Source organism: Pseudomonas sp. SIMBA_067 (genome assembly GCF_046534675.1).
GTDB lineage: Bacteria > Pseudomonadota > Gammaproteobacteria > Pseudomonadales > Pseudomonadaceae > Aquipseudomonas > Aquipseudomonas putida.
In genome coordinates, this window is record NZ_JAWRYH010000373.1 from 1 (window position 1) to 275 (window position 275).

Sequence of the window (275 nt, forward strand, 5' to 3'; positions counted from 1 at the left end):
GCGCTGCCGTGGCTGCCATGGGCATGCGGTTTGGCGTTTGCCGCCGCGCTGGGTTATGGCCTGCTCGCCGGGTTGGGTGTGCCGGTGCAGCGGGCCTGCATGATGGTCGCCCTGGTGCTGCTGTGGCGCCTGCGGTTCCGGCATTTGGGCGGCTGGTGGCCGTTGCTGCTGGCATTCAATGCGGTGCTGGTGTTTGAACCCTTGGCCAGTCTGCAGCCGGGGTTCTGGTTGTCGTTTGCCGCGGTCGCGGTGCTGGTGCTGGCCTTCGGTGCACG

General features: G+C 68.0%; 1 protein-coding gene. It reads left to right on the top strand.

The annotated features are described in order from the left end of the window. Positions 1-275, top strand: a 275-nt coding sequence (locus tag SB765_RS29495) for a ComEC/Rec2 family competence protein (RefSeq protein WP_410932470.1), incomplete at both ends; no start/stop codon positions are given.